General features: G+C 63.1%; 19 protein-coding genes. 9 read left to right on the plus strand and 10 right to left on the minus strand.

The annotated features are described in order from the left end of the window. Positions 1–37: 37 nt before the first annotated feature. The 3 genes from GSQ73_RS08555 to GSQ73_RS08565 all read left to right on the plus strand — a co-directional run bounded on the left by GSQ73_RS08555 (position 38) and on the right by GSQ73_RS08565 (position 3,214). Positions 38–2,323: a hypothetical protein gene (locus tag GSQ73_RS08555; RefSeq protein WP_158883033.1), complete on the plus strand. Its 2,286-nt coding sequence runs from the start codon at positions 38–40 to the stop codon at positions 2,321–2,323. A gap of 70 nt (positions 2,324–2,393) precedes the next feature. Continuing rightward, positions 2,394–2,924: a hypothetical protein gene (locus tag GSQ73_RS08560; RefSeq protein WP_158883035.1), complete on the plus strand. Its 531-nt coding sequence runs from the start codon at positions 2,394–2,396 to the stop codon at positions 2,922–2,924. 38 nt (positions 2,925–2,962) lie between these two features. Further along, on the plus strand, positions 2,963–3,214 hold the full coding sequence (locus tag GSQ73_RS08565) for a hypothetical protein (RefSeq protein ID WP_158883037.1): 252 nt from the start codon (positions 2,963–2,965) through the stop codon (positions 3,212–3,214). A 108-nt stretch (positions 3,215–3,322) separates the two neighbouring features. On the opposite strand, the gene GSQ73_RS08570 is transcribed toward GSQ73_RS08565, so the two are convergent. From GSQ73_RS08570 to GSQ73_RS08590, 5 genes are all read right to left on the minus strand, one after another. Next, positions 3,323–4,231 (minus strand): DMT family transporter, encoded by a 909-nt coding sequence (locus tag GSQ73_RS08570; RefSeq protein WP_158883039.1) that lies wholly within the window; start codon positions 4,229–4,231, stop codon positions 3,323–3,325. Beyond that, entirely contained in the window at positions 4,228–5,103 is an 876-nt protein-coding gene (locus tag GSQ73_RS08575) for a glycosyltransferase family 2 protein (protein ID WP_254063345.1), read from the minus strand. Before GSQ73_RS08575 ends, GSQ73_RS08570 begins: the two co-directional genes overlap by 4 nt. Before the next feature lie 91 nt (positions 5,104–5,194). Beyond that, complete coding sequence (locus GSQ73_RS08580) at positions 5,195–5,932, minus strand: hypothetical protein (protein WP_158883043.1); 738 nt, start codon at positions 5,930–5,932, stop codon at positions 5,195–5,197. A 26-nt stretch (positions 5,933–5,958) separates the two neighbouring features. Continuing rightward, positions 5,959–9,822, minus strand: coding sequence for a phosphoribosylformylglycinamidine synthase (gene purL / locus GSQ73_RS08585; RefSeq protein ID WP_158883045.1), 3,864 nt, complete (start codon positions 9,820–9,822; stop codon positions 5,959–5,961). A 105-nt stretch (positions 9,823–9,927) separates the two neighbouring features. Next, positions 9,928–10,692, minus strand: a complete 765-nt coding sequence (locus GSQ73_RS08590) for a thioredoxin fold domain-containing protein (RefSeq protein WP_158883047.1) — start codon at positions 10,690–10,692, stop codon at positions 9,928–9,930. 154 nt (positions 10,693–10,846) lie between these two features. On the opposite strand from GSQ73_RS08590, the gene GSQ73_RS08595 reads away from it, so the two are divergent. Next, positions 10,847–11,584 carry a Fe2+-dependent dioxygenase gene (locus tag GSQ73_RS08595; protein WP_254063347.1) on the plus strand — a complete coding sequence of 246 codons (738 nt, stop codon included), beginning with the start codon at positions 10,847–10,849 and terminating at the stop codon, positions 11,582–11,584. A gap of 54 nt (positions 11,585–11,638) precedes the next feature. Here the strand turns inward: GSQ73_RS08595 and xerD are convergent, their stop codons facing one another. Next, the gene (xerD, locus tag GSQ73_RS08600; RefSeq protein ID WP_158883049.1) at positions 11,639–12,556 is read right to left on the minus strand and encodes a site-specific tyrosine recombinase XerD; all 918 of its coding nucleotides are present in this window, start codon (positions 12,554–12,556) and stop codon (positions 11,639–11,641) included. 47 nt (positions 12,557–12,603) lie between these two features. Between xerD and GSQ73_RS08605 the strand changes: the two genes are divergently transcribed. The 3 genes from GSQ73_RS08605 to phaZ are packed head-to-tail and all read left to right on the plus strand — an operon-like array spanning position 12,604 to position 15,241. Next, positions 12,604–13,107 (plus strand): RDD family protein, encoded by a 504-nt coding sequence (locus GSQ73_RS08605; RefSeq protein WP_158883051.1) that lies wholly within the window; start codon positions 12,604–12,606, stop codon positions 13,105–13,107. Positions 13,108–13,148: 41 nt separating this feature from the next. Continuing rightward, entirely contained in the window at positions 13,149–13,946 is a 798-nt protein-coding gene (locus GSQ73_RS08610; protein ID WP_158883053.1) for a methyltransferase domain-containing protein, read from the plus strand. Positions 13,947–13,990: 44 nt separating this feature from the next. Continuing rightward, a complete protein-coding gene (gene phaZ / locus GSQ73_RS08615) occupies positions 13,991–15,241 on the plus strand; it encodes a polyhydroxyalkanoate depolymerase (protein WP_158883397.1) in 1,251 nt (416 codons plus the stop codon). 141 nt (positions 15,242–15,382) lie between these two features. Here phaZ and ltaE read toward each other — a convergent pair whose 3' ends face one another. Genes ltaE through lptF form a run of 3 tightly spaced genes read right to left on the minus strand, consistent with a single transcriptional unit; the run spans position 15,383 to position 18,654 of the window. After that, positions 15,383–16,402 (minus strand): low-specificity L-threonine aldolase, encoded by a 1,020-nt coding sequence (gene ltaE / locus GSQ73_RS08620; RefSeq protein ID WP_158883055.1) that lies wholly within the window; start codon positions 16,400–16,402, stop codon positions 15,383–15,385. A 36-nt stretch (positions 16,403–16,438) separates the two neighbouring features. Further along, on the minus strand, positions 16,439–17,536 hold the full coding sequence (lptG, locus tag GSQ73_RS08625; RefSeq protein WP_158883057.1) for an LPS export ABC transporter permease LptG: 1,098 nt from the start codon (positions 17,534–17,536) through the stop codon (positions 16,439–16,441). Further along, entirely contained in the window at positions 17,533–18,654 is a 1,122-nt protein-coding gene (gene lptF, locus GSQ73_RS08630) for an LPS export ABC transporter permease LptF (protein WP_158883059.1), read from the minus strand. Before lptF ends, lptG begins: the two co-directional genes overlap by 4 nt. 98 nt (positions 18,655–18,752) lie before the next feature. On the opposite strand from lptF, the gene GSQ73_RS08635 reads away from it, so the two are divergent. Both GSQ73_RS08635 and GSQ73_RS08640 read left to right on the plus strand, forming a co-directional pair. Next, positions 18,753–20,240 carry a leucyl aminopeptidase gene (locus GSQ73_RS08635; protein WP_158883061.1) on the plus strand — a complete coding sequence of 496 codons (1,488 nt, stop codon included), beginning with the start codon at positions 18,753–18,755 and terminating at the stop codon, positions 20,238–20,240. Positions 20,241–20,259: 19 nt separating this feature from the next. Next, positions 20,260–20,682: a DNA polymerase III subunit chi gene (locus tag GSQ73_RS08640; RefSeq protein WP_158883063.1), complete on the plus strand. Its 423-nt coding sequence runs from the start codon at positions 20,260–20,262 to the stop codon at positions 20,680–20,682. A 9-nt stretch (positions 20,683–20,691) separates the two neighbouring features. On the opposite strand, the gene GSQ73_RS08645 is transcribed toward GSQ73_RS08640, so the two are convergent. Further along, complete coding sequence (locus GSQ73_RS08645) at positions 20,692–24,276, minus strand: ATP-binding protein (protein ID WP_158883065.1); 3,585 nt, start codon at positions 24,274–24,276, stop codon at positions 20,692–20,694. Positions 24,277–24,296 lie beyond the last annotated feature (20 nt).

The raw sequence follows: 24,296 nt of genomic DNA on the forward strand, positions 1-24,296 counted from the left end.
CCCGCTGCTGTAAACCCATCGGTCAAGGAGTGACGTCATGTCGAACGATCCGCAACAAGAGCAGACACTGTTGCAGCAACTGCGTGCCAGTGGCGATCCCGACAAGCAGCAAGAGGCGGCGCAGCTACAGAAGCTCTACCACGACCGTCAGATGGGCGACCTGGCTACCGATGCCTATGCCGCGGCCAAGGGTGCCGATAAACCGCCGCCGGGCTGGATACGCGTCAGCGATGATCCTGGCAAGTACGCACCGCAATTACACATGACCGCCTTTGAGCTCAGAAGAGCCTTGCATCCGGATCATTCGGGGTTCCGCGCCGAAATCTACCTGCCTGATCCCAAGGTACTCGGCCCCGGCTACAAGCCTGTCGTCGCGTTCAAGGGCTCCTCGGGCGAGGTGATGACGTCTGACGGCAAGTTGCACGACACCACCAAGGAAGACTTCCTCGCCAATAATTTCCCGCAATCGGTAGGCATGGAGACCGACTACTACGATCGCGCGATGAAGTTGGCAATAGAGTTGAAGCGGGGTGGCCTCCAGTTTGAACTCACCGGCCACAGCCTGTCCGGCGGCATGGCCTCGGCCGCTTCGGCAGTCACTGGATATCCGGCGACGACCTGGAATGCGGCGGGGTTGAACCCCGAAACCGCTCGGCGTTTTGGCGAACAGAACGATCTGCCCGTGTACAACAACGAACAACTGAAGCCGCTGATCACTGCGTACCAAGTGCAGGGCGAACTGCTCAGCGACGGCGTGCAAGGCAATATCCACCGCATGGACGTGATCCAGCGCGCGGAAGTGGGCGGCCTGCTGAAGGAGACCAGCCAGCTCTTGAACGCGTTGCCGCAAGGCCGCGACATGCTCAAAGAGCAACTGACTCGGGGTACGCCGCCCATGCCGCCCGAGGCACAAGCCAAAGTGCATGCCTTTGTCGACAACATCGCTACCGGCAATACCGACCAGATGCTGCGCGATCTGCCGTTGGCGGCCGGTACGGTGCAGCCGCCGCTGGTCGCCATGGCCCGCCGTGATCCAGACGATCCCAGCAGCCCGCTGGTGCCGCGTGCGCAGACGCTTTCGTTGACGGAGGTGACCACGCTGGCTGGGCCGGTACTGGAAACCCTTTCGATCGCCGCGGCGGGAGCCCATGTGGGTGAGCGCACGGGCGAAGTCGTGGCCTATGGCGGACAAGCAACCGGGCAGGTGTTGCAGAACTCCGGCGCTGGCATCCGCAGCGCAGCCGAGTTCGGCGGACAAGTACAAAACATGATGACTCGCATCGAAGGCGCGGTGGCACAAAAAGCCGAGCACTACGTGGGTGCAGCTGCCGCACGCACCATCGATACCGGCAGCAAGGTACTGGCTGGGACGGACGAAGGACTCGGGTGGGCGCGGCAATTGGGAGCATCGGTGGATGCGAGCCTGCTGCGCAGTGTAGGCAGCGTGTTGCCCGAGGGTGCGCAGAAATGGATGAACCAGCAGGCAACGCAAATTGACCGTACAGGCGAGGAAATCCGTCGCGAGACTCAGGCGCAAGCTGCCGGGATTCGCCATGAAGGCCAGGCCGGTGCTACCGCCATTCGTGGTGCGACCCAATTCCTGGAAAAAGGAACAGGCCAGGCAGCGGGGCAAGTGGGTAACTTTCAGCACGATGCCATCGCTGGCACCGGCCGGGTAGTCGGCGGCACATTGGATGCCACCGGTCAGATCGTCGAGAACACAAGCCGGCAAGCCCCGGCGGTGGGAGCCGGAATAGGAGCGTGGATGGGCCTCAACGCTGCCGCTGGTTTGGAGCTGAATCCCGCCAGTTTCCCGCGCCTGGCAGGGGCCGCCGAGGCGATTGCCCAAGGCAAGCCGGCGGCCGATGCAGCCCTCGGTCTCCACCTGATGAAGACATCGGTGCTGCCAAGTCTGGATGCCCGGATCGAAGAAGTCGAAAAAACAGCGCGTCAATCGTTGGAGCGAACTGCTGCACCACCTGCTATTTCGGAGATCAACCGCCAGCCTGCACAGTCCGCGTCAAGCGAACCAGACAAAACCACGCCAGAACAGCAGAAGAAGAACGCGCCCAAGAGCGATATCGACAAGATGTTCGAGCGGCTCTACCAGGGTGCGGTCAATCGCGACGCCAAGGAAATGAATGCGGCGGCACAGGATTATCTACGCACGCCACACGGGCAGGGGTGGCAGCAGCATGGCATACAGAACGACCAGGCCAACCTTGCGGCGCAACACCAGGCAGGCCTGGATGCACAACAACGTCAAGCGAACGAACTAGCGCAGCAGCAAGCGGCGCAGAAATCGCAGGGCATGGGCCGATAGACACGAGGATGCACGCATGAACACGGATGGTTTCGACGATTTCGATGCGCTCAAGAAATTGCTGGGACAAATGGCGACGGTCGCACAGGAGCTGGATCGCCGCAGCGCGCAGGCGCTACAACACATCGAAAACGCGGCAGCGAACTTGCACCAAAGTGTGACCCGGCTGGATAGCTGTGGCGAACGGTTTGCGAAAACGGCGTTGGGGGTCATCGGCAGCGAGGCGAAGCAGACGATCACGCATGGCACGGGGCAAGCCGTGGGTGAGATACAGCAGCAGTTGCTGCAGGCCGCACAGACCATACATTCGTCGGCGCAGGAGATGGAGGCGCAGCGCAAGGGTCTGAACGCGGCGCGACGCAGCATGCTCTGGAACGGGCTGGGCGCGTTGCTGATAGGCTCGATGCTGGCGGCGGGCGGCACCGGCTATTTCGCGTGGAAGAGCACGCAGGACATCGCGCAGGCCAAGTTTGGCAGTGACATCCTGCAGGCAACGCAAAGCGGCACCCTCACCCGCTGCGGCGACATGCTATGTGTGAAGACCGGCAAAAAGCCGCAGCGTTACGGCCAGAACGGTGAGTACCTTTTGCTGCGGGACTGAGCGATTCGACGGAAAGCGCAGACGATCCCGAAGATGAAATGCGCAAGCTGAGAACCCTGCTCAAGCAAGTCACTAACAGTATGGAGAAGAACAACCGGATATCCGTCGATGCGGCCAAACGCGTGCGCGATACGGTCCATGCCGTGCCGGAGAAGATGTTGCATTCGATTGCCCACGAGCTTGGAACAAGGGTCGATGTATCTCGATCTGAGCTCGCAGGCGAGGACACGGGCGACATCGGAGGCGGCATCCTCCTGCCTCCGATGTCGCATCTTGTGATTCGAGGCTGAGAGATGGAGCCAATCAGGTTCGTCCGATGATTTTCGAGTAGGCATCGGCCACTCGATACGTCATCGATCAAGTCAGGCGCGAAAAGCCGCGAGAAGCAGTCATCGGGCTCAAACCTCGTGATGCATCGATTCGGCTGACGGACTATCGGCCGAGGTGTTCTTCGGCGGCCACAGCTCCACCATGTACATCGCCGCCAGCACCAGCGCACCGCCGGCCAGCATGCGCCAGGTCAGCACATCGCTGCCCAGCGTCACCGCGAACGCGGCGGCAAAGACCGGTTCGGTCGTCATCACGATCGCGGCACGCGCAGCCGGCAAATGGGATTGCGCCCAAGTCTGCATCAACATCGCGCCGGCACCGGCGATCAACGCCATGTACAGCACGCCGAGCCACGCCGCGCGATCCGGCGGCAGCGTCGGCCCATGCGGAAGCGTGGCCATCAAGCAGACAACGGCGATGGCCACCATCTGCACCGCCGACATGCCGAACGCTTCGCCCTGCCGCGACCATTGCCCCAACCCGACGATGTGTAATCCGTATAGCGCCGCCGACGCCAGCGTGAGCCAGACACCGGCGTTGATCGACACGCCATTGAGCGAAAGCAGCGCGAGGCCCGCGGTCGAAAGCAGCACCGCCAGCCAGACCACACCGGTTATGCGCTGGCGCAACAACAGCATCGCTAGAATGGGTGTGAACACCACATACATGCCCGTGACGAAACCGCTGACACTGGGTGCGATCAGCGACAAGCCCCACGTCTGCAGCAGCTGGCCGACGCCATAAATGGCACCGAGCAACAGCCCGCGAGCGATCTGTTTTCGACCGATCTGCAGTACCGGCTTTGCGAACATCAACAGCATCACGGCCGCTGCGATCGCGAAACGCACGGCGAGGAAATCCGCGACCGGCATCCGCGCCACCACATCCTTGATCAGCACGAAGGTGGAACCCCACACCGCCGTCATCACCAGCAGACCGAACGTCGCCAGCAGCTCGGTGCGTCGCGTCGCGCTCATCGGCGACGCAGCAACTGGCCGGGAATCTTCAGCAGGAAATGCGACCAGATGCCGACCCACACCACGACGGACAACAACGGATTACGCGCGGCCGGATCATGTCGCCGGAACCATCGCCACATGCCCTTGTGCTTGTAGCGACTGACGAACACCGGACGGTGCCGACTGGACGTGCCCTTGGCGTGCACCACACGCACGTCGCCCGCGAGCAGCACCTTGTAACCCATGTCGCGTACGCGGCGACAAAGGTCGAGGTCCTCGCAGTGCAGGAAATATTCTTCATCGAAGCCGCCCACGCGCTGGTAGACCGTGCGCGGCAACATCATCAGTGCGCCGGATACCGCTTCAGCCTCGATGACCTCGGCGGGAATCTCGCCCTGGATGTTGATGCCTTCGCCGCCGCGCTTGAACATCGTGTTGACGGCGCGTCGAAACAGCGGATCACGACGCAACGACGCGGGATCGGCGTGTCCTTCCTCGTCGCAGACCACGGCGCCGACGAGTCCGGCGCGCGGATTTTCCGCCAGCACATCAAGCAGTCGTTGCAGATCAGCCGCGTCGACCAGGCAATCCGGATTCAATACCAGCAATGCATGTCCACGCGCAGCAGCTGCGCCCTGATTCACCGCCGGGCCGAAGCCGAGGTTGCTGCGGTTGTACATCAGCTTCAGTCGCGTATCGGTCGCATACGCGCGATCGATGGCTTGCGGAACGCCATCGGTGGAGGCGTTGTCGACCAGCAACACTTCCAGCGAGATATCGCACGCCAGCAGGCGACGTATGCATTCGCGTAGCGATGGACCGCTATCGGCGGATACAACGATGACGCTGAGCAGCAGCGCGAACGGCGAACGTGGGAAGGCAGTATTCACGTCGGAAGTATGCGTGACTCGACGCGGCGATAAAACATCGACGTGCTGAACCATAAGATTTCACGCGCCGTTCGCATCCATGATGCAGCGATCATGCGTGCGCATGGTCACGGTTCAACACGACATCAAGTGTCACGGGCATCTGACGTTCGTTGCGGAAAAACCATGGCTCATCACAATGCCAGCCTGCGAGTTGCCAGCTGCGCAGCCGATGTGGCTGCGCAGCTCCGCGCCGCCACAACACGACACCGCGAGTCGGCGTTTCACGCATGACGATCCAGCGCTCGCTCACACTGAATTGAATATCTCGCGCGCTGATGCGCGTGCCGTCGCTGAAATGCAGAAAGCCATTGCGGTGTGTTGGAAACGCATGTGCGGGATCGATCTGGCCGTCCATCGGTGATTGCCAAAACGGCAGCTGCAGCTCGACGATTTCCGCAGCCGGGCCGATCGGCGCCAGCGCCAGTTCGGGCCATTCGGGTGCATCGGACATTGCAGACGCACGACGCAGATCGCGATCGAGCCACGCCTCGAGTCCGGCGAGCAGCGTGTACCCCGCCAGCGCGCCTAGCAGCGCCGCGCCCCACGCGAATGCATCGCTGCCAAGCGCACGCGCCGCTGCAAGCAGAAGACCAGCCAATCCCCAACGCAGCGCGCGTCGCATCAGCAGCGCATGCCCCACAGCAAGCCGGTGCTGCCAGAACAGCGATGCGAACGCCAGCATCAGCAGTAGTGGAAGACCTAGCCACCAGGGCAGCAGCGCCAACAACACGAGCCATGCCAACGACAGCCCCACGACTTGCCAAGTGGATGCGCGCCGCCCGTTCACGGCTCAGTCCCGCAGCACGCTTGTGATCAATCGCACCACACGCGCGCGTTGCGGAACATGCGCATCCACGGCGAATCCTCGCCCCACTGTTCCGGATGCCAGCTCAACTGCACGCTGCGAAACACGCGCTCCGGATGCGGCATAAGAATCGTCACGCGACCATCGGCCGCAGTGAAACCTGCAAGACCGCCGGGTGAGCCGTTCGGGTTGAGCGGAAAGCTTTCGGTCGGCTTGCCACGGTTGTCGACGAAGCGCACCGCCGCGTGCGATTTCGCCGGGCTGCAGACCTGCGGAAAGCTGACGCGTCCTTCGCCGTGCGCCACCGCGACCGGAATGCGCGAACCGACCATGCCCTTGAAGAAGATGCTCGGCGAGTCGAGAATTTCCAGCGTCGCCACGCGTGACTCGTATTGCTCCGACGCGTTGCGCAAAAACTTCGGCCAGTGCTGCGCGCCGGGAATGATCTCTTTCAACTGCGCCATCATCTGGCAGCCGTTGCACACACCCAGCGCGAACTTGGTCGTGTCGGCGAAGAACTCGGCGAACTGCGCACGCAGCATCTCGTTGTAGAGAATCGACGTGGCCCAGCCGCGGCCCGCACCGAGCACATCGCCGTACGAGAAACCGCCACAAGCGGCCAGCCCGCGAAAATCGGCAAGCCTGACGCGGCCGCTGGCGAAGTCGGACATGTGCACGTCGACCGCATCGAAACCTGCGCGGGTGAACGCCGCCGACATTTCCACCTGACCGTTGACGCCCTGCTCGCGCAGCACCGCGATGCGTGGACGCGCACCGCTTCCGATGAGAGACGCCGCGATGTTGTCAGCGGGATTGAAAGTGAGTTTGGGCGCGATGCCCGGATCGGCATCGTCGTTGCGCCACGCCAGCTCGGCGTCGGCATTGAGCGGGTTGTCGCGCAGACGCTGCATGGCGTGGCTGGTTTCGTTCCATGCCTTGTACAACGTGACCCAGTTCCACTTGAACAACGTGTCGCTGCCGAGGAACAGCTTGATGCCGAGCTTCTCCTTCGGACGGCCAATGCGATGGCTCATGCTGGCGATGCCGTACTTGATCAGCAATGCCTCGAACGCCTCGCGGTTGGCGGTGGCCACCTGCAGCACGGCGCCGAGTTCTTCGTTGAACAGCGCGCGCAATGTCGCCTCGGCCCAGCCATCCAGATGGATTTCGAGACCACAGTGTCCGGCGAACGCCATCTCCAGCAGCGTCGTGATGACACCGCCGTCGGAGCGATCGTGATACGCCAGCAGCAGGCCGCTCGCGTTCGCTTCCTGCACCAGTTCGAACAGCGCCTTGAGACGTTTCGCATCGTCCAGATCCGGCGGCACGCCACCGGTGCGATTGAACACCTGCGCGAGACACGATCCGCCGAGGCGATCGCGTCCCGCACCGAGGTCGATCAGCCACAGGTCCGAATCGCCGCGATCGAGCTTGAGCTGCGGCGTGAGCGTGCGACGCACGTCGGTGACGCGCGCGAAACCGGTGATCACCAGCGACACAGGCGACACCGTGCGCTGCGCGGTGTTGCCGTCCTTCCATACAGTCTGCATGGACAGCGAGTCCTTGCCGACCGGAATCGAGATGTCCAGCTCGGGACAAAGTTCCATGCCGATGGCGTGCACCGCATCGAACAGCGCGGCATCTTCGCCGGGATGATTGACGGCAGCCATCCAGTTCGCCGACAGACGGATCTCGCCGAGGTTGGCAATCGACGCAGCGGCAAGGTTGGTGATCGCTTCGCCGACTGCAAGACGTGCCGCATCGGCGCTGCTGAGCAACGCCACCGGCGCGCGTTCGGCCATCGCCATCGCCTCGCCGACATAGCCGTCGAAATCGGCGATGGTCACCGCGCAATCGGCCACCGGCACTTGCCATGGCCCGACCATCGGATCGCGCGCGTTGAGTCCGCCGACCGTGCGATCACCGATGGTGATCAGGAAACTCTTGCTGCCTACCGTCGGCAGGCGCAGCACGCGCAGCAGCGCTTCTTCCATGCCGATGCCGGTGAGATCCGGCACCAGGTCGACGCGCGGCTTGATGCGTTTGGCATCGCGATGCATGCGTGGCGGCTTGCCGAACAGCACGTCCATCGGCAGGTCGATAATGGTCAGCTCGCGATGCGGATCGGTGACGAGCAACCGACGCTCTTCGGTCGCATCACCGACCACCGCCACCGGGCAGCGTTCGCGTTCGCACATCGCGATGAAACCTGCCAGATCATCCGGCGCGATCGCGAGCACATAGCGCTCCTGCGATTCGTTGCTCCACACCTGCATGGGCGACAGCGAGGGATCGTCGCAGGGAATCTTCGACAGATCGATCACGCCTCCGACGCCGGCGTCGTTGAGCAATTCGGGAATCGCGTTGGACAGACCGCCCGCGCCGACGTCGTGCACGCTGACGATCGGATTGTCATCGCCACGACGCCAGCAGGCGTCGATGACTTCCTGGCAGCGCCGCTCCATCTCGGCGTTGTCGCGTTGCACGGAAGCGAAATCGAGTTCCGCGCTGGACGCGCCGGAGGCGACCGACGATGCGGCACCGCCGCCGAGGCCGATCAACATGGCCGGGCCGCCCAGCACGATCACCTTGTTGCCCGGCTGCACCGCATGCTTGAGCACATCGCCAGGACGCAGGTTGGCCAACCCACCGGCGAGCATGATCGGCTTGTCGTAACCGCGACGCACGCCGGCTTCGCCGGTTTCGTGTTCGTACGTGCGGAAATAGCCACCGAGACAGGGACGGCCAAACTCGTTGTTGAATGCCGCGGCGCCGAGCGGTCCGTCGCGCATGATCTCGAACGCACTCGCCATGCGCGGCGGCAGCGGACGATTCACTTCCCACGGTTGCGGGTGGCCGGGAATGCGCAAGTCCGAGACGGAGAATCCGGTCAACCCGGCCTTCGGTTTGCCGCCACGACCGGTGGCGCCTTCGTCGCGAATCTCGCCGCCAGCACCGGTGGCCGCGCCGGGCCACGGGGCAATCGCGGTGGGATGGTTGTGCGTTTCGACCTTGATCGCAAAATCGATGCGTTCCTCGTGACCGCGCCACACGCCATCGGCGGGATCGGCGAAGAAGCGTCGGCCAACGCTGCCTTCGATCACCGCGGCATTATCCGAATACGCCGACAACGTGTGCGCCGGCGATTGCTGGTGCGTGTGCTTGATCATGCCGAACAGGGTCTTGTCCTGCGCGGCGCCGTCCACCGTCCAGGTCGCGTTGAATACCTTGTGTCGGCAGTGTTCGGAATTCGCCTGCGCGAACATGAAGAGTTCGGCGTCGGTCGGGTCGCGACCGAGTTCCGCATAGCGCTCGGCAAGGTAGTCGATTTCGTCATCGGCCAGCGCGAGACCGAGTCGGCCATTGGCTTCGGAAAGCGCAGCGCGCGCATCGGTTCCAAGCGCGATATGCACAAGATCGCCGGGCGAACCGGCGAGGAACAAACCGCTGGCATCGTCCAGGCTGTGCAGCACCGATTGCGTCATCGCGTCGTACAGCAACGCCATCACCGCGGCGTGGTTCGGTGCATTTTCAGCAGGCAGGCCGGCGACCTGCCAAGCCAGGCCACGCTCGACCCGTCGCACGTCGAAACCGGCGCCATGCAGGATGTCGGTTGCCTTGCTCGACCATGGCGAAATCGTGCCCAGTCGCGGCACCACCCACAGCGTGGCCGGTTCCGGCTTGGCATCCTTCGCTTCGAGCACCGCGAGCAGGCGCTGCCGCATCGCGCCCTCGGGCGCGGCATCGGTATCGATCAGATAGACGAACCACGATGCCTGCACGCGCGCGCCGCGATGCAGGGCATCGAGGCGGGCATTCAGACGTTCGAGGCGGAACGGCGAGAGGGCGCTCTGCCCGTCGAGTGCGATCATGCGGGGAACGGCGCTGTGCGGAGAAACGCCTATTCTATCCCATGCTGCAATACGGCATAAGCTGCGGCATCACGCCGCGCAACCTCGGCATCAGGACGGAAAAGCTCAGCTTCCGCCTTGCAACGCCTGCAACAGCTGGTCGGGCGTGACGTAGCCGCCGAGCACGGTGCCATCTGGCCCATAGATGGTGGGCGTGCCATCGACACCCAGTTTCAAGCCAAGGTTGAACTCGTCCTTGACCGGGTTGGTGCAGGTCGCGGGCTTCGGCGCATGGCCCTGCTTGGCGGCCGTGAACGCTGCATTGCGATCGGCTGCGCACCAGACCGAAACCATCTCGGTATAGGTCGGCGTCGGCCGGCCGGCCGTGGTGGTCAGCCCCTCACGCGGCCACGCGAGATATTCCACCGCGATGCCGGCCTTGTTGAAATTCGCGACCTGCTCGTGCAGCGCACGACAGAAACCGCAGGTGACGTCGGTGAACACGGTGATCGTGTATTTCGGATGCGGTGGTGCGAACACGATGCGCTGCGACGCAGGGATCTTGGCCAGTTCCGTTTTGCGAAAATTCGCCCAGGCCGCTTCGCTGACGTTCTCCTGCTTGGTCAGGTCGACCAGATCGCCGTTGAAGAGATACTTGCCATCGGTGCTGACGTAAAGCATGTGGCCCGACGCGACGACCTGATAGAAACCCGGCATCGCCGCCGGCGTGATCGAATCCACTTCGGCTTTCGCCGAAAGCGTTTTGATCGCTGCGCGCACCATCTTGTCGACGGCCGGCGTGACGGTCTGTGGCGACGGCGAAGGTGTGTCGGCAACAGCCACTGACGCGAGCGCGCACATGCAAAGCGCGAGCAGGAATTTTCTGAACATGGGAAACCTCGTTCGATGCCGATCGGCTTGGGGACGCCGCCGGAACAGGCATTCTCGCACAGCCGTGGCGACATCCAGTCGCAAGAAACAACGATCACACGACGTCTCCGAAGTGATCGGTCGCTCCATTCGATGGTAAATTTCTTGTGTGCGGTTGAGCGAAGTCATCATCCACGCCACTGTCTATCCACGATACGCATTGCCAGGCGAAACCACCTTGATCATCTGCGTTCCCAACATCTTGACCGCCGAAGAATTGCGCGTGCTGCGCGGCGAACTCCAGGGCGCCTCCTTCGTCGATGGCGCGAGCACCGCCGGCTGGTCGGCGCGCGAGGTGAAGAAAAACCTGCAGGTCGCCAGCGGCAGCGCGAACCAGCAGAAACTGCAGGACATCGTCCGCAGCGCATTCATGCGAAGCCCGGTGCTGCAGGCATCGTCGTTGCCGTCTGCTTCGACACAGGTGTTGTTCAACCGCTACGACGTCGGCATGCAGTATGGCTCGCATGTCGATTCACCCATCATGGGCAGTATGGGCGACGCGGTGCGCAGCGACATCGCGATCACGGTGTTCCTTTCCGACCCGAGGACCTATGTCGGTGGCGAGCTGGTGGTCAACAGCAACGGCACGGAATCCGCGTTCAAGCTGGAGGCAGGCCACGCTATCGCCTATCCCGCCAATTCCCTGCACCGCGTTGCCTCGATCACCGAAGGCGCGCGTTATGCGGCCGTCATCTGGGTGCAGAGCCAGGTGCGTGATCCGGCCAGGCGCGAACTGTTGTGGGATCTGCAGAACGCGAAGCGGCAGGTGTTCGAGCGCGAAGGTAAAAGCACGACGTTCGATGCGATCAGCAAGTCACACGCGAACCTGCTGCGCATGTGGGCCGACGTCTGATTTTCCTTTCGGTTTCTGTATGGACGTCCATACGCGAACATGCCTGACGGCGTTTCAACCGCGCGGGTGATGTTGCGCATGCAATCGCTTCAGCCCTTCCTTAGCCACCAGCGTGTAGATTTGCGTGGTGCTGAGCGAGCTGTGACCCAGCAACATCTGCAATGCGCGCAGATCTGCGCCGTGATTGAGCAGATGGGTTGCAAACGAGTGGCGCAAGACGTGCGGTGAGATGCGTTTGGGGTTGATGCCGACTTTCAGCGCGTGACGTTTTACAAGCGTCCAGAACATTTGCCGCGTCATGCCCTCGCCGCGCTTGCTGAGGAACAACGCAGCCGGCTGCCGACCCTTCGCCAGCTGCGGCCGAACCTGCGCGAGATAGGTCGCGATACGTTCGAGTGCGACTTCACCTACCGGTACCAGCCGATCCTTGCCGCCCTTGCCGGTGACGCGCAATACACCCTGTCGCGCGTTCAACGCGGCCAGCGGCAACTCGACAAGTTCGGACACGCGAAGACCCGATGCGTACATCAGCTCCAGCATCGCGCGATCGCGCAAGCCGAGCATCGTGTCGACATCCGGCGCCGCAAGCAGGCTTTCGATCTCGCGTTCAGCCAGCGCCTTCGGCAGGCTGCGCGGCATCTTCGGCCTTTCGATCAACAGCGTGGGATCGACGAACGCAGACTCATCACGCGCAACGAAGGCGTAGTAGCGACGAAACGCGGATTGCCGTCGCGCAATGGAACGGATCGCCGCAGGCTTGGCGCCGTGGTACGCGGAAATATCCTCGCGGCGCGCATCGTGCAGAACGCTTCCGCGTTCGCCCAGCCATGTCGCCAGCGCCTCCAGATCTCGTCGATACGCTTCGAGCGTGCGATCGGCCAGCCCATCCTCCGACCAGATGCGTTCGAGAAACGCGGCAATGCTTCGGCGATCCGCTTCGGCGATACTTGTGGGAGACGTTTCCTTTTTCATGCGCACGATGCTGGCCATTGCGCGCGCACTTCGCAAGCGAACCACCGATGCCAACCCACCTCGTCACCACCGACCAGCCCTGCCCGCTTTGGCGACGCCTGCTCGCGCTTGTCTATGACCTGCTGATCGTCGTGGCGATCGTGATGGTGGTGGGACTGCTGTGCCAGCTCGCGACCGGCGGCCAGCTGATTCGCACCGGCGCGGTGACGATCGTGCCGGTGTGGTACCAGGCGTTGCAGGGTGTCGTGGTCTCTGCCTATTTCGTCAGCTCGTGGGTGCGCGGCGGCCAGACGGTAGGCATGCGGCCGTGGCGCATCCGCGTCACGCGCGAAGATGGCGGCGCCATCTCGATGCAGCAGGCAATGATCCGATTGCTGGTCGCGGCCGCGCCGATGGTGCTGTTGATGCTCACGCCTGTGCTCGGCCTGCGCGCGACGCTTTGGACGCTGCTGGTGGTTTGGGCAGGCTGGTTTCTCGCTGGATGTTTTGATGCGCGGCGGCGCGCGCTGCACGATTTTGCCGCGCATACCGAAATCCGCCGGCTCGACTGAACTTCACGCTCCGCTCAACGCGCACAGGTTCCAATCCAACCATGATTTCGACGCGACCGCCCGAACATCGCAGCCACGAAGAACTGATCCGCACCAATCGCGGTTTCTACGAATCGTTGTGGTCGGGCGCGCGACTGGTCGGGCCCGAACGCTTCAACACCTGGCCATTGGTGCGCGAACTTGCCGCGAAGTCGGCGCGCCGCCTGGAGGTCGCACCGGGTCTTCGCCCACGATTGCCGCTCGACGGCACCTGCTTCGTCGACCTGAGCCATGCCGCGCTGCTGCAATTGCGCCGGCGCGGCGCCAATGCCGTGCACGGTTTGATCGGCGCGCTGCCTTGCGCGGACAACAGTTTCGATCTGGTCTGCGCGCTCGATATTCTCGAACACGTGGTCGACGACGACAGCGCGTTCGCAGAACTCGCGCGCGTCTCTGCGCCCGGCGCCAACGTGCTGGTTTCGGTACCGTTGCATCCGGAGGCGTGGACCGCATTCGACGAATTCGTCGGTCACTGTCGCCGCTACGAACCGCAGCAGATCGTGGCGCGACTCGCGCAGCACGGCTTCGTCATCGAACACAGCGCCATCTATGGCATGCAACCCAAATCATCGCGACTGCTCGATCTGGGCCAGTCGTATCTCACGCACCACCGCGAGCGCGCCATGTGGTGGTACAACCGCGTGCTGATGCCGATCGGCCTGCGTTTCCAGAAGACGTTGAAATGGCGCGACGGACTCAGCGATACCGAAGGCGTCGACGAAGTGGTGCTGCGATGCCGTTTCCTGCCGTCGAGCGCTCGATCCACCGCTGATTGCCGCAGTGCAACACGGCGGCGATGAACGGCGCTAAGATGGATCGTTTTCAGCCAGACACTTTCACACCGATGCTTTATCAAATCCACGAATGGCAGCGCGCGTTTCTCGGGCCGCTGAGTTATTTCGCGCAAGCCAACGCGAGCATGCTCAACGACAACAGCAACCCGCTCGCGCAGTTGCCCGGCAGTCAGCGCATGGCTGCGGGTTTCGAGCTGATCCATCGTCTCGGCAAGGAATACGAGAAGCCCGAATTCGGCATTCACGTCGCCACTGCCCACGATCACGAGATCGCGGTGATCGAACGCATCGCACTCGACAAGCCGTTCTGCCAGCTCAAGCGCTTCAAGCGCTTCAGTGATGACCCCGCGACCATCGAGAAGATGAAGGGCGACCCAGTCGTGCTGGTCGTCGCGCCGCTCTCCGGCCATCACGCCACGCTGCTGCGCGATACCGTACGCACGCTGCTGCGCGACCACAAGGTCTACATCACCGACTGGGTCGATGCGCGCATGGTGCCCGGCGCCGTCGGACCCTTCGGACTCGACGACTACGTCGGCTACATCGAGGAATTCATCCGTCACATCGGCGCGCGCGATCTGCACGTGATCTCGGTGTGCCAGCCTACCGTGCCGGTGCTCGCTGCCGTGTCGTTGATGGCTGCGCGCGGCGAAGACACGCCGCGCAGCCTGACCATGATGGGCGGCCCGATCGATCCGCGGCGCAGTCCCACCAGCGTGGATAACCTCGCGACAAAGCAGCCGCTGTCGTGGTTCAAGGGCAACGTGATTCACACCGTACCGCCGAATTATCCCGGCCACGGTCGCGAGGTTTATCCGGGCTTCCTGCAGCACGCCGGGTTCATCGCGATGAACCCCAGCCGGCATCTGCATTCGCACTGGGATTTCTACCAGGACCTGCTGCGCGGCGACCTCGACGACGCGCAATCGCACCGCAAGTTCTACGACGAATACAACGCCGTGCTCGACATGCCGGCGGCGTTCTACCTCGACACCATCGAAAAAGTCTTCCAGAAATTCCTGCTGCCGCGTGGCCTCTGGGACGTTGCAGGCGAGCGGGTCAACCCTGCCGCGATCAAACGCAGCGCCCTGCTCACCATCGAAGGCGAACTCGACGACATTTCCGGTCTCGGCCAGACCCAGGCCGCGCACGATCTGTGCAGCAGCATCCCGACGAAACGCCGCGAGCACCGGGTGATCGAAGGCGCCGGTCACTACGGCATCTTCAGCGGCCGCCGCTGGCGCGAGACGGTGTATCCGCAGGTACGCGATTTCATTCGGCGGTTTGATACGGGGAAGTAGGGCTGACCGCCGGATGTTTTGAGATGCACGGTTTGGTTGGTGCCATCCTGCGCAAATTTCACACCGACGCTCCGGACATGCTGCTTCGCCTCCGCTCGTCATTCCGGCGAAGGCCGGAATGACGAAAGGCGGGCCGACACCTTAACGCCCCGCAAAGAACGCGCGGAACGCCTCCACCACTCGCTCAACGCCTTCATCATCCACGTCCAGATGCGTCACCAGCCGCACCGTCGGCAGATAGCCGATGCTGATGCGTACGCCGGCTTCGCGCAGATGGACGTCCAATTCGCGCAGATGTTTCGCCGGCACGTCGATGAACACCATGTTGGTGAACTGGCCAAGCAGGTTGACGCCGGCGATCTCGCGCAGGCGACCGGCGAGGAAGGCGGCGCGACGATGATCGTCGGCCAGCCGGGCGACATGATGGTCGAGTGCGAACACGCAGCCCGCGGCGAGGATACCCGCCTGGCGCCAACCACCACCGGTAACCTTGCGCCAGCGTCGGGCTTTCTCGATCAACGCATGCGAACCCACCAATACCGATCCGACCGGCGCGCCAAGCCCCTTTGAAAAACACACCGACACCGTATCGAAATGTCGCGCAATCTCCCGTGCCGGCACGTCGCACGCAATCGCCGCGTTGAACAGACGCGCGCCATCCAGATGCAGACCAAGCCCGCGCGAACGTGCAGTGTCATGCGCGGCCTGCAAGTAATTCAGCGGCAGCGCACGGCCATTCCAGGTGTTCTCCAGCGCGAGCAAACGGGTGCGCGCGAAGTGTGGATCGACCGGCTTGATCGATGCCTCGATGCGCGCCAGTGGCAGCGTGCCGTCTTCCGCGGGCACGATCGGTTGCGGCTGGATCGAACCCAGCACGGCGGCGCCGCCACCTTCGAATTTGAACGTATGTGCATCCATGCCGACCAGGTATTCGTCACCGCGTTCGCAATGCGACATCAGCGCCAGCAAGTTGGATTGCGTGCCGCTGGGCACGAACAGCCCTGCATCGAACCCAAGCTCATCGGCGAGCCGCTGCTGCAGTCCGTTGACGGTCGGGTCTTCGCCGTAAACGTCGTCGCCGACATCCGCCGCCAGCATCGCTTCGCGCATGGCGCGCGTGGGTCGTGTCACGGTGTCGCTGCGCAGGTCCACCACGTTCATCGTCGATCCTCAAACTTTCGCAATGCAGTGTGCCCATCAGGCATGACGACGGAAGTAGTACAACGCGGCCGCCGAAAGGATCAGTGCGGGCAACAGGTTGGCCAGCAGCGGCGACATGCCGTAGACCGTGCCGAAGTTCACCATCGCCTGCTGCAGAAAATACCAGCCGATCGCCAGCAGGATGCCGATGAACATGCGCTTGCCCAGTCCGCCGGAACGCAGCGCGCCGAACGCGAACGGCATCGCGCACAGAACCAGCACCAGTCCGTTGAACGGGTACATCACGCGTCCCCAGAACGCGACCGCGTAACTGCCGGAACGCTCGCCGTTTTTTTCGAGATAACGGATGTTTCGATGCAGGTCGCGCATGGAGAGGTATTGCGGCTGGATCACCGACTGCGCCAGTACCTGCGGATTGAGCCGCGTGGTCCAGGTTTCGCTGGGCAGCATGGTGGTGTGCACGCCTTTCGTGTCGAGCACGCTGCTGCGCACGTTGTGCAGCAGCCACTGCTGACCGTCGTGGTCGGCAGTGGCTGCCCATTCGAAATGGTTGAGCTGGCCGTCTGGCGTGAAGGTGAAAGTGCGCACGTCCGCGAGCTGCACCGTGCCAATGCCACCGATCTGTTTCAGCATGGTGCTCTTGGCGTTGATCACCACGTTGCCATCGCGCGCCCACAGGCCGCTGCTGGTGGCGCCGAGGTTACCCGAATGCATGCGCAACTGCATCGCCTGCGCTTTCTGGTCTCCCCATGGTGCGGCGGTTTCGCCAAGGATCACCACCGCGACGATCATCACCGCGATCACGCCCACGGCAGAGCCGATGATGCGTAATCGCGACATGCCGGCGGCGCGCAACGCCACCAGCTCGCCGGTGCCGGCCAGGCCGCCTAGCCCGAGCAGGCCACCGATCACCGCGGCATAGGTGAACATCTCGTACCCGCGTCGCGGAAACGTCACCAGCACGTAGATCACCACGTTGCTCAGCGTGTTGCCATGCTTGCCGACCGTGCCGAGCTGGCGCAGGAAGACTTGAATCGCGTCCATGCCGGTCAGCACCATCCACACCATCAGCAGCGACGTGAGCACGCTGAAGGCGACCAGCCGATCGACTCGCTTGATGCTGAAGACACTCACGTGGGAACAACCACGCGCGTCTTGACCCGATTCACGCGCCGCTCCGCGTATTGCTTGCGGAACAACCACAACGCGAGCGCGAGCACCACAAGGTGCAGCGCCCACAAGGGCGATTCGGTATGCCAGTGACCCTTGCCGATCTGCGCGCGACCCAATGCAAGCAGCAGGTAATAAAGATAGAACGTGACGATCGCCAGCAGCAGTCGTCCGTAACGTGGCTCGCGCGGACTCTGTCTCGACAACGGCAAGGCCAGCAGCAACAGCACCAGCGTGAGCGGCGGCGCATTCAATCGCCACGCGAGTTCGGCGTGCGCGTCGGGATCGGTGGAACGCGCCAGCGTCAGGCTGTCCAGCGACTGATTCGGATCGTCGTCATCGTCGGACTGCACGCTGGAGAGCGAGGTGTCGTTGCGGTCGTACTGCATCTGGCGCCAGTTGTCGGCACCGAGCGGAATGTCGTACTGCCAGCCATTGCTGAAGGCGATGAAGCGGCCGTTGCCGTCGCTCTCCTGATAGAGCTGGCCGGTGGCGGCATTGACGACTTTCAGGTGCTGGTGGCCATCTTTGCTGCTGCGCTGGGTGGCGACGAAGCTGCGGCCAAGTTTGCTGCCGTCGCGACTGAGGCTGTCGACGAAAATGATGCCGCCCTTGCCCGGCAGCTCAGTCCATCGACCCGCGTCGAGGCCCGCAGCAACAACGGAACGATTGGCTGCAGCCACCATCGAGTTGGCCGTGCCCATCGCCCATGGCCCGAGCCACAGCGACACCACCGCGGTGATCGCCACCAGCACGACGCCCAGCAGCAACACCGGTTTCATCAATCCACGCGGGCCCATGCCGGACGAAGACAGCACGTGCATCTCGCTCTCGCGATACATCCGGCCCAGGCCCATCAGCACGCCGATGAAGCTCGCCAATGGCAGCATGTTGGTCAGGCCATTGAGCGTCTGCAGGCCGAGCACCTGGAACATCACGCTCGGCGGAAAACTTCCGTTGGCGACCTGCTGCACCACCTTGGCGAACGCGCTTCCCGCGACGATCACCAGCAGCACCACGGCGGTGGCGGCCACGGTTTGCGCCAGCTCGCGGAGGAAATAGCGGTCGAGGATGCTCAGCATGCGATAAACTTGTCCGCTTGTTCAGTCGCGCCCGATCGGGCCGGCAAACCGCAAGTCTAGCCTGTCCGGCCGCTGCCGGGCCCATGCAGGAACCCGTGATGACACTCCAGTTCAGCCTCGCCGCCGCCGCTCCCGAAACCGTGGAAACCTCCTGCGTGCTGGTCGGCGTATATGAGCAAGGTGTACTCAGCAGCGCCGCTGCACGAGTGGATAGCGCGGGCGCCGGATTGATCAAGCGTCAGGTCGAAAGTGGCGACATCAGCGGCAAGGCCGGCAGCACCACGGTGCTGTTTGCGCCATCGGGTGTTACCGCCAAACGCGTGCTGGTGGTGGGCCTGGGTTCGCAGAAATCGTTCGACGCAGCGCGCTATCAGAAGGTGACCATCGAAGCGGCGCGCGCACTCGGCCGATTGCCGGTGACCGACGGCGTATCGTTCCTCACTGAAATCGACGTGCCCGGTCGCGACATCGCATGGCGCACGCGCGTGGCCGCGCTCGCCAGCGACTTCGCCGCGTATCGCTACACCGCCACGTTCAAGCCGCGCGACAAGAGCGCGCAGCCGGAACTGGCCACGCTGCGTTTTGCCGGCAACGCCGATGCACAGGCCGGCCTTGACCAGGCCATGGCGATCGCCGCCGGCGTGCGTTTCGCGCGCGACATGGCAAACCTCCCGCCGAACATCTGCAACCCTGCGTACATCGCCGACCAGGCGATCGCCTTCGCCGATGGACAAGCCCAAGTCACCTGCAACGTGCTCGATCACGTCGAGATGGAAAAGCGCGGCTTCGGTTCGCTGCTCGCCGTCGCGCGCGGGTCGGTCAACAAACCCAAACTCATCACGCTGCAATACAACGGCGGCGCCGAAGGCGACAAGCCGTACGCGTTCGTCGGCAAGGGCGTCACCTTCGATTCCGGAGGCATCAGCCTGAAGCCCGGCCCGGGCATGGAAGAAATGAAATTCGACATGGGCGGCGCGGCTGGCGTGCTGGGCGCGTTCGTCGCCGCCGTGCAGATGCAGCTCAAGGTCAACCTGGTGTGCGTGGTGCCGGCGGTGGAGAACATGCCAGACGGCGACAGCTACCGACCCAGCGACGTGCTCACGAGCCTGTCGGGCCTGACCATCGAAGTGTTGAACACCGACGCCGAAGGCCGCCTGATTCTCTGCGACGCACTCACCTACACCGTGCAGACCTTCCACCCGCATACCATCATCGATGCCGCGACGCTGACCGGCGCCTGCGTGATCGCGCTTGGCAAACATGCCACCGGCCTGATGAGCAAGCATGATGACCTCGCCGCCGAACTGATCGCCGCGGGTGAAGAAACACTCGACCGCGCATGGCGTTTGCCGTTGTGGGACGACTACCAGGCACAACTCGATTCGGGCTTCGCGGACATCGCCAACATCGGCGGCAAGACCGCGGGCGCCATCACCGCTGCGTGTTTCCTTGCACGTTTCACCGATGGCCAACGCTGGGCGCATCTGGACATCGCCGGCACCGCATGGGATGAAGGTCGCAAGGGCTTGGCCACCGGCCGACCGGTGTCGCTGCTGGCGCAGTGGCTGATCGATCGCGCCGGCTGATTTTCGCCGGAGTCCTCGCATGCCACGCGCTGATTTTTACCTGATCGACAAGCCGCGCTTTCGCGAGCAGCCGTTGCTGCTGGTGTGCGAACTGGTCAGGAAAGCCTTCGCGGCGCAGCAGCCGACACTGATCCTGACGCGGGATTTCGAACAGGCCGAAGCGATCGACGAATTACTGTGGGAGTTCGATGAGGACACCATGATTCCGCATCAGCTGGCCGGTGACGATGACGACGCGAACACCGCCGTGCTGATCGTGCCGCCGGGTATCGATACCGTCGACCGGCCGCTGGTGATCAACCTTCGCGAAACCTGCGCGAACGGAAATTTTCAGCGCGTGCTGGAAGTGGTGGCCGCCGATCCGGCCGAACGCGACGGCTCGCGCCTGCGCTGGCGTGAATACCAGCAGCGCGGTTTCGAACTTCACAAGAACGACATGTAACCACCTCACTCAGGTCGATGTGCCTGCGCCGGTCTCGCCGGACTGCACAACCTTCGCAAGCATCGCCGCAAGTTGTTCGCCGCTGAGCGGCTTGCGCAGAAAGCCGTCCATTCCTGCCACACGCGCGGCGATCTCGTCTTCGCTGCCGGACCGCGCAGTCACCGCCACGATCGGCATGCGTTCTTCCTTGGGCTCGCGTTGACGAATCAGCCGCGCGATCTGGAAACCATCGACGCCGGGAAGATCCAGATCCAGCAACACCGCATCGAATGACGATTGCGCCAGTTCGGCCATCGCGGCCAGACCGTTGCCGACGTGCGCCACCGCGTGGCCCTGATGCTCGAGCAAGCCGCTGATCACCGCCGCGACAATGGTGTCGTCTTCGACCAGCAATAATTTGTATGCACGCGCATCGGTAGTCGCCGGCGATGGCAACGCCCGCAGCTGCTCCGGCTTGCCCAGCGGCAATCGCACATGGAACGTGCTGCCATGACCAAGCCTCGATTCGAGTTCGATGCTGCCGCCCATCATGTCGACGAGTTCGCGGCAGATCGCCAGGCCAAGGCCACTGCCGGCACGACGCTGCGGACCTTCTTCCTGCTCGAAGCGCTGGAAGAGTCGAGACTGGCTGGCCTCTGGAATGCCGGGCCCGGTATCGCTGATGCTTATCACGAGGCCATCCGTGCTGCGCTGGGCGGACAGCGTCACCTTGCCGTGCTCGGTGAATTTCAACGCGTTGTTGGAAAGATTCAACAGCACCTGCTTGATGCGCAGCACATCGCCGATCAACTGCTCAGGCAGGTCGTCGGCCATCTCCAGTACGAATGCGATGTGTCTGGCATGCGCCAGTCCCTGCTCGAGTTGCGCGACATCGCGCAGCAACTGGCGCGGATCGAACGGCGCCGGCTCCAGTTCAAGCCGGCCGGCTTCGATACGCGCCAGGTCAAGCGAGTCGTTGAGAAGTTTCAGCAGCATGCTGCCGGAACGCTGCATGGCCTGCGTGTAGTCGTGCTGCAGCGGAGTGAGCTTCGTGCTCAAAAGCAATTCGGCCATGCCCATTACGCCGGTCATCGGCGTGCGGATTTCGTGACTCAATGTCGCGAGAAATTTCGTCTTCGCTGCACTGGCCGCTTCTGCCATCTGCTTCTGCTGCTCGGCGAGCGCGATGCGATGACGCTGTGCGAGGCGACGACGCCAGTTGCGAAAAATCCAGCCGATGAAAAGCGCGAGCAGGAGTGCATAGGTCAGCCATGCCCACCAGCGCGTCCACGGTGGGGACTCCACGTGAATGCGCAGCGGCGTCACCAGCCGTACCCACTTGCCGTTGTCGCCAGCGGCCTCTGCCACCAGTGTGTATTCCCCGGCTTCCAGGCCGGCAAAGTCGCGCTCTCCGCGGTTGTCGGCATCCACCCAGCTGTTATCGAAGCCGTAGAGCCGAAAACGATAATGATTGGCCGCGGGATTGATGTAGGACGCGTAACGCACCCCGACGCGCAACCCGCGATCGCGCCAGCCAAGCCGCACCACGCGACCATCGAGCGGTAGGTTTTCGACCTCGCCATGGCGTTGCACGTTGAGGTAGGCCAGCGTCAGCGGTGGGGCCGAGTTTCTGTGCGCGGATTGCAAAAGGCGGTCTGGGTCGAACGCCACCAGTCCACCGTTGTTCGAAGCAAACATCGTCCCATTCGGGATCGTTTCGGACGTCAGGCTGGCGAAGTTGGCGTTCGACAAACCTTGTGCCGGACCGAACGAAATGAATTGATGCGTTGTGCGATCGAACGTCAGCAGCCCGGGATTGGCGAACACCCACAGCCGACCTTTGTCGTCGGTATGAATATCGCTCAGGTCGCTGGAAAACACTTCTGCATAGTTGATGAGTTCATCGCGCGTGGCCCGTCCATCGACATACTTGTAGTGCTCCAGCGTGCTCCATGTTCCCAGCCAGAATCCCGCGTCATCGAATGTAAAGGCGAGAACTTCCTTGCGGGGCACGCCGGGAACGAAGTGCAGCTTTCCCGTTTGACCGTCCATTTGCTGCAGGCCGCCGCCACTGGCGTACCAGATGCGTCCGCCGTGCGAGCTGATCTGATCGGGCATCTTGGTCGCGTCGTCCTGGCTGTCCGATGGCACCAGCGACACGCCCAGGCTATCCGGATCGACCACGAACAATCCCTGCGACCACGAGGCAAAGTAGACGCGTCCATCGTCGCCTATGCACAACGAAACCGGACGCGTGACCTGGGCTTTGTCGAAGCTCACCTCAGTCAGCTTGCCGTGGTCGAAGACATGCAGCTGCGGCGGATGGTCGATCCACAGGCGTCCACGCGCATCCTCGGCCAGCGATACGACCTGGTCATGGATGCCCTGCACCACGTGCTGCACCTGCCCGGTGGACATGTCGAGCTTGTCGACCCAACCGTTTTCGCCACCCACCCAGAGTTTTCCGTCGCGGCTTGGGTGAATCGATATCGCCGCGATGCCCGACAGACTGTTCGGGTCATCGGGAACGTGCGTGAATCGCGCGAAACCGTTCCAGTCCGGCGGCAGGTAGCCGATGTTCGAGGAATCGAGCGCGATCCAAAGCCCGCCTTCGGCATCGAGCGTGGTCTGCCACACCTTGTTTCCCGGCAGGCCGCCTGGCAACAGCGGCTGTCCGGAAAACCGCCGCAACTCGCCGCCGTGTTCGGATAGCCAGATGCCATCGGCTGTACCAATCCACAGGCGACCCTGCGTATCGCGCGTACTGCTGACCACGCGTTGAGACGACAACTGGCGAGCCGCAAACGGACGTGCGATGCCGTCGGCGCCCACGAGAAGCAGCCCGCCGGAAACGGCAAACCGAACATCCCCGCCGCTGTCGTCGATGCGCCAGCTCTTGTCGACATCGCCATGGAAAGACGGATCAACAACCACTTTCGTCATCACGCCATCGGCTTTTCGCCGATAAAAACCGTTCTCGGTACCGATCCACAGATCACCATTGGGCTCGGCCAGCAGCGTGCGCGCCGCGCCGACCGACGGGTCCGCCGTTCCGTTGACGACCAGCGAGACATGATCGAACCCGTTGCCGTCGGGCCGCATGCGATCCAGCCCGGCCTGCGTGCCGACCCACAGCGTGCCATCGGACGTCTGCGCGACAGCCCACACTTCATCGCCGGACAGACTCGCGGGAACCGCATCGTCATGCGACCAGTGCCTGAAGTGCCCGGTGCTCTCATCGAGCATCGCCAAGCCGCTTGAAAGGCAGGCGACCCATACACGGTTGTCACGGTCGATGAGGATTTCGTAGGCGCCGTAGACCGGCATCGACTGCGGATCGTTGGCCGCATGCCTGTACACCTTCATCGACACGCCGTCGTAACGCACGAGCCCGCCTTGCGTGGCAAACCACATGATGCCGTTGTGATCCTGCGCTGCCGCATAGATCGCACCGCTCGGTACGCCATCGGCCACGCCATAGCGGCGGAACTGCGGCGTCGTCAGCAAAGTCGACACCTGCATGGTCGACGATGACGCAGGCGCGACCACGCCCGCCGCGGCGGGTGAAGACGCGGACACGGCCAACAAAACATTCAGCACGACCGATGCGAACATGCGTACATTCCCCTGCATGA

The sequence above is a fragment of the Rhodanobacter sp. L36 genome, from assembly GCF_009765755.1.
Lineage (GTDB): Bacteria > Pseudomonadota > Gammaproteobacteria > Xanthomonadales > Rhodanobacteraceae > Rhodanobacter.

Coding starts and splice junctions, on each gene's coding strand:
- GSQ73_RS08555 (WP_158883033.1), top strand. CDS start 38: ATGTCGAACGATCCGCAACAAGAGCAGACACTGTTGCAGCAACTGCGT.
- GSQ73_RS08560 (WP_158883035.1), top strand. CDS start 2,394: ATGGCGACGGTCGCACAGGAGCTGGATCGCCGCAGCGCGCAGGCGCTA.
- GSQ73_RS08565 (WP_158883037.1), top strand. CDS start 2,963: ATGCGCAAGCTGAGAACCCTGCTCAAGCAAGTCACTAACAGTATGGAG.
- GSQ73_RS08570 (WP_158883039.1), bottom strand. CDS start 4,231: ATGAGCGCGACGCGACGCACCGAGCTGCTGGCGACGTTCGGTCTGCTG.
- purL (WP_158883045.1), bottom strand. CDS start 9,822: ATGATCGCACTCGACGGGCAGAGCGCCCTCTCGCCGTTCCGCCTCGAA.
- GSQ73_RS08590 (WP_158883047.1), bottom strand. CDS start 10,692: ATGTTCAGAAAATTCCTGCTCGCGCTTTGCATGTGCGCGCTCGCGTCA.
- xerD (WP_158883049.1), bottom strand. CDS start 12,556: ATGAAAAAGGAAACGTCTCCCACAAGTATCGCCGAAGCGGATCGCCGA.
- GSQ73_RS08605 (WP_158883051.1), top strand. CDS start 12,604: ATGCCAACCCACCTCGTCACCACCGACCAGCCCTGCCCGCTTTGGCGA.
- GSQ73_RS08610 (WP_158883053.1), top strand. CDS start 13,149: ATGATTTCGACGCGACCGCCCGAACATCGCAGCCACGAAGAACTGATC.
- phaZ (WP_158883397.1), top strand. CDS start 13,991: ATGCTTTATCAAATCCACGAATGGCAGCGCGCGTTTCTCGGGCCGCTG.
- ltaE (WP_158883055.1), bottom strand. CDS start 16,402: ATGAACGTGGTGGACCTGCGCAGCGACACCGTGACACGACCCACGCGC.
- lptF (WP_158883059.1), bottom strand. CDS start 18,654: ATGCTGAGCATCCTCGACCGCTATTTCCTCCGCGAGCTGGCGCAAACC.
- GSQ73_RS08635 (WP_158883061.1), top strand. CDS start 18,753: ATGACACTCCAGTTCAGCCTCGCCGCCGCCGCTCCCGAAACCGTGGAA.
- GSQ73_RS08640 (WP_158883063.1), top strand. CDS start 20,260: ATGCCACGCGCTGATTTTTACCTGATCGACAAGCCGCGCTTTCGCGAG.
- GSQ73_RS08645 (WP_158883065.1), bottom strand. CDS start 24,276: ATGTTCGCATCGGTCGTGCTGAATGTTTTGTTGGCCGTGTCCGCGTCT.